This window comes from Paracoccus sp. DMF (assembly GCF_004407025.1).
GTDB classification, from domain to species: Bacteria; Pseudomonadota; Alphaproteobacteria; order Rhodobacterales; family Rhodobacteraceae; genus Paracoccus; species Paracoccus aminovorans_B.
The window spans coordinates 1-3,514 of record NZ_SOKV02000096.1 but is presented as its reverse complement, the minus strand read 5'-3'; the positions used below and the strand labels follow the sequence as shown (position 1 = coordinate 3,514).

Annotated in this window: 5 protein-coding genes and 1 pseudogene; 2 read left to right on the top strand and 4 right to left on the bottom strand. The window is 62.0% G+C overall.

The window, feature by feature from the left end; translation table 11 throughout:
* Window positions 1-46 precede the first annotated feature (46 nt).
* Window positions 47-469: an acyl-CoA transferase gene (locus E3D03_RS20185; RefSeq protein WP_263568441.1), complete on the bottom strand. Its 423-nt coding sequence runs from the start codon at window positions 467-469 to the stop codon at window positions 47-49.
* 132 nt (window positions 470-601) lie between these two features.
* Here E3D03_RS20185 and E3D03_RS21430 point away from each other — a divergent pair.
* Together E3D03_RS21430 and E3D03_RS20180 are read left to right on the top strand one after the other, a co-directional pair.
* A pseudogene (locus E3D03_RS21430) lies at window positions 602-832 on the top strand (HNH endonuclease); the annotation flags it as partial.
* On the top strand, window positions 833-1,543 hold the full coding sequence (locus tag E3D03_RS20180) for a hypothetical protein (protein WP_263568440.1): 711 nt from the start codon (window positions 833-835) through the stop codon (window positions 1,541-1,543). It begins immediately after the preceding pseudogene.
* 75 nt (window positions 1,544-1,618) lie between these two features.
* On the opposite strand, the gene E3D03_RS20175 is transcribed toward E3D03_RS20180, so the two are convergent.
* The 3 genes from E3D03_RS20175 to E3D03_RS20165 form a co-directional block, all read right to left on the bottom strand.
* Complete coding sequence (locus tag E3D03_RS20175; protein WP_263568439.1) at window positions 1,619-2,263, bottom strand: DUF6441 family protein; 645 nt, start codon at window positions 2,261-2,263, stop codon at window positions 1,619-1,621.
* Between the two features lie 6 nt (window positions 2,264-2,269).
* A complete protein-coding gene (locus E3D03_RS20170; protein WP_097031969.1) occupies window positions 2,270-2,584 on the bottom strand; it encodes a hypothetical protein in 315 nt (104 codons plus the stop codon).
* A gap of 11 nt (window positions 2,585-2,595) precedes the next feature.
* A partial coding sequence (locus E3D03_RS20165; RefSeq protein WP_263568438.1) for a major capsid protein occupies window positions 2,596-3,514 on the bottom strand: 919 nt, incomplete at its 5' end.

Below are 3,514 nucleotides of genomic sequence, written 5' to 3'. Positions count from 1 at the left end.
GCGCGCCGTGTGCGCGTGCCATGGGGGTCTCCTTGGATGTGGTGTGTCAGGCCAGAGGGCAGGTCGTGGTGTAATGCAGGACGACGGCAATCACCGCCGCCTTCAGGGCCGCAGCGCCTTCGACGGGCAGATCGACTGAGGCCGGGGCCTCGGGCTCGACCCAGTCGCAGAGGCCGCCGAGGGTGCGGTCAGCGTCCAGCGCTGCACCAATTGCGCCGATCAGATCGTCGAAGGTACTGGCACGGCCGGTGCCAGCCTGGACGACGACTTCAAGTTCTGCCCGGTGCTGGTAGTGGTAGCGCAGCGGCGACAGCGTTACCTCCGGCTCGCCCGGCTGGCCGTCGCGCAGGATGATCAGACCGGCAGTTGGGATCCGTTCGGGCAGGACCTCGTCGCGCAGGGTGAGGGCGGCAAGCGGCTGCAGCCGCGCGTGCAGCGCGGCGAGGACGGTCTCGCGGGTGGTGGGCATTTGATGTCCAAGGGGCGTTTGGTGGATTGAGGTCTTTGCGGACAAGAAGTCCGTTTACGCTCGCCGCGTGAAGGCCACGTTGCAAGGAAGGGATGCAAGACTTAGCATGATGCACCGCTTTGTAGGTGTTTCATGGCAACTGATCTTAGGTCTGCATCCTTGTTGGAAATTTCGCAGGAGCTAACCCGCTTCAAGTATGAACTGCGCGGGCTTTTCCGTTGTCCAACATGTCTTCGCGACTACCCAATATCTAGCAAAGAGATCACCGAAGAGCACATAGTTCCAGACTCATGCGGCGGGAAGATAACGACATTCCTTTGCAAGACGTGCAATAGCTCGTTTGGGCACAAACAGACGCGGTGGTTGTCAGACTGGATTGAGTTAAACGAAGGAAATGGACTTTTCCATTCCGATCCCAAGAAGCAGCGCGCACAGTTGAAGGCTGATGGTCGGACCTTAAACGGATCACTTTCTATCGCAGACGATGGAGCGCTTGAATTTACAACTGATCGAAGAAGATCAAATCCGGTCGACTTCGAAGCTCATTGGAATGGTCCAAAGCCAGCGAAGATTTCTATCACAACAGGGCTGCCAGTTTTCAGCAACGAAAACTCACTCAAAGTAGGTTTTCTGACTGCAGCCTATGGGCTTTGGTTCAAGAACTTTGGCTACTCGTTCGTGCTTCAATCGTCCTTGGACATCGTCCGGCAGCAAATTCTGAATCCAGATACTGAGCTCATGTATTGGAATTATCTTATTGAGGTGCCGACAAGAGAGATTGCCAATCCTTGCATTGGGTTAATGCGCTTTAGGACCGATTATTTTCCTATTGCGCTGATCTATGACCATCTGGTTGTGTTCCCGTCTCCAAAGCTGCCACATCCGTCCAGCACGTCGCCGATGCAAATGTCTAAGAAGGTGATGAGTTTCTCCGACCAAATAGCCTCAAGGTATCAGCATCGTTGCGTTGGCCCAGCCGTGCTGATCTGCGACGGGCAGGAGATCGTCAATCCTGATCTGATCCAGAACGCAACTATCCCTCCGCAATACAGTTGGGTTGATCGTTGGGATTGATACGCCCCCGAACTACCGCTGTAACTTGGTTGTCTGGCTCGTGCTGCCGCCGCGATATCGATGTTGTATCCGTCCCTATCGCAGAAGTCCGCTTCCTTTCTCCTCTACCCACCCCGCCACGATCCGCCCCGGCACGCGGTCGATGGCTCTTTCCGCATCCCGCGCCAGATCCAGTCGCTTCCGCAGCTTGACCTGCGGCACCAGGAGGAAGATCGGCACGGTGGTCAGCCCGCGGCCAGTCTTTGCGCGTGACGCCACTGCGCGTCCCTTGCTGTTGAGCCGCCCCTCGGCCACCAGCAGGCTCGGACCCCGGCGGCGGTAGATGAACCGCAACCGCAGCCCCGTGCGGCGTTCCCATTCGACGGGAGTAATGCGGCCGCCGCGCGTGGATTTGCCAGCGGCCGGGGTGGGGATGGCCAGCCAAAAGCCGTTGCGCGACCGGATGAGTGGTCCGGCGTCATGCGCGCCGACGATCACCGGGGCGTTCGACCAGACCAGCGCCGCGGCGTTCAGGCTCTCGCCGCCCTTGGGATAGGTGGCCAGCCGGATCGAGTTGCCGAGCCGGGTGCCCAGCCCCGCGCCGGTGATCTGGCTACGCCAGGCGGATTTCAGGCCCGCGCCTGCCTCGCGCATGGCGGTGGTGACGGCCTTCTCGCCCGCAGCGATTTCCGCCTGCATCATCGCGACGATGTCAGGATCGATGGTGAGCTTCAGTTTCATCGCGGTTCACGCCGGGCGGAGATCGAGGGTCCAGATCAGCCGTTCGCGGTCGCGCAGCGGTTCCCCCTGGATGACATGGCTCTCCGCGCCGATGACGATCACATCGCCCGGGCGCGGGGTGGGCAGGTCCGCCACGCGCACGTCTACCACCGTAGTGTCGCTGACGAACCGGCCAGCGCCGAAGTCGGTCACGCGATCCGGGGCGCGGCGGATGATGCGGATCGGGCGTTCCTCGGAGGTGGTGGCCGAGATCCAGAGGGCCGGGGCCGCCATGGCAGCATGGGTGAAGATGCGGTCCATGGCGGCGGCGAAGACAGACATGAGCAGGCCCGTCAGTTCGAAGTGTGCAGGCGGATCGCCAGCCGGGGGCGCTTGTTCACCGGCAGGATCGAGGCCTCGGTCATCACGTCGATCCAGCGGCCCTTCTCGTCGAGATGCTGACGCGCATAGAGCGGCAGGCCGATGGTGTTGGCGGTCTCCAGCAGGTTCGCCGGGCCGCCATAGGTGGTGAAGGTGTCCATCGTGCCCAAGGGGAAGGCGATGCCCTCGTTCGCCGGGACCAGCCGTTCGGGGACCTTGGTCGAGAGGGTGACGGTGCCGGAATATTCCTCGAAGAGGATGCCCCCGAAGGGGAAGTTGCGCCGCACATCCTCGCGCAGCGGCTGGGCGCCGGTGGCGGCGTAGAACTTGTAGGCCTCTTCGGTTTTGGGGTGCGCGATCAGCTTGTCGAAGAATTCGCGGCTGACGAGGGCATGGACCGAGGTCATCGCCTCGCCCAGAAGGTTGTCCTCGACGGCGCGCAGCACCTCGCGGACCTTGGCCTGCACGTTCGTGCCAGCCGTGCCGAGGACGAAGTCGACCGAGATTTGTGCCAGGCCAAATTCGGTGAAGTAATTGTAGAGGGTGGTGCCCGCGCCGTCCTTCACGATGCCGCGCAGCGCGTTCATTTCCATGTATTCCCGCGTCTGGGCATGCTTGCGGCGCATCAGCATGAGCTTGCGGTTCATCACCTCGACGAGGGGATCGGCCGCGTCGAACGCGCCCAGCGCGGGCTGGCCCTGAAGATCGGCAGGCAGGACAACGTCGTCATGCGGGATCCACGGCAAGGCGAAGGACCGCATGGACCGGCCCTCGCGCGTGCCGAAGGTGGCCGGGCCGCCGAGGGGGACGGAGGGCAGAAGGCTCAGGACACCTTCGTATTGCTCGATGATGACCGAGCGCTGGCTGACCCCTTCGAAGCGGAAGAGGCCG

Excerpts from the sequence above, each read along its gene's own strand:
- E3D03_RS20170 (WP_097031969.1), bottom strand. The coding sequence starts at position 2,584 with ATGTCTGTCTTCGCCGCCGCCATGGACCGCATCTTCACCCATGCTGCC.
- E3D03_RS20185 (WP_263568441.1), bottom strand. The coding sequence starts at position 469 with ATGCCCACCACCCGCGAGACCGTCCTCGCCGCGCTGCACGCGCGGCTG.
- E3D03_RS20175 (WP_263568439.1), bottom strand. The coding sequence starts at position 2,263 with ATGAAACTGAAGCTCACCATCGATCCTGACATCGTCGCGATGATGCAG.